The organism is Psychrobacter sp. FME13, from assembly GCF_014861395.1.
Classification (GTDB): Bacteria; Pseudomonadota; Gammaproteobacteria; order Pseudomonadales; family Moraxellaceae; genus Psychrobacter.
In genome coordinates this window covers 1-318 of sequence record NZ_RRYV01000414.1, presented here as the reverse complement: position 1 = coordinate 318, position 318 = coordinate 1, and the positions used below count along the sequence as shown (strand labels likewise).

Genomic DNA, 318 nt, shown 5'->3' with positions numbered 1-318 from the left:
AGTTGGCCCCTGCTTGGGCCTCTGTCCGATTGATAGGTTGGGCAGGGCTGTCCAGTAGATAGCTTTTGGTCGGGGTCATATGATTGCGACTGTCGGTATCGCTTTGAGCATCTGTGATACCAGTCATTGGCGGTAGCACGCGTTTGCTATATAAGCTACCCACCCATGGCGTGTCTGCGGTAATCAGACGCAGCTGGGTTAAGTGAATGCCTGCCTCTAGAGTGGAGGCATGACGTTCATGATGGCGACGACTGATGGTTAGACCTGTCACGTGTGCCAGACTGTTGCGTGCCAAGTGTACGATATGGGTGGCACGGT

General features: G+C 54.1%; 1 protein-coding gene. It reads right to left on the bottom strand.

What is annotated here, in order from left to right; all coding sequences use genetic code 11:
• The coding region (locus EI164_RS16835) for a hypothetical protein (protein WP_192521090.1) at positions 1-318 on the bottom strand (318 nt) is incomplete at both ends.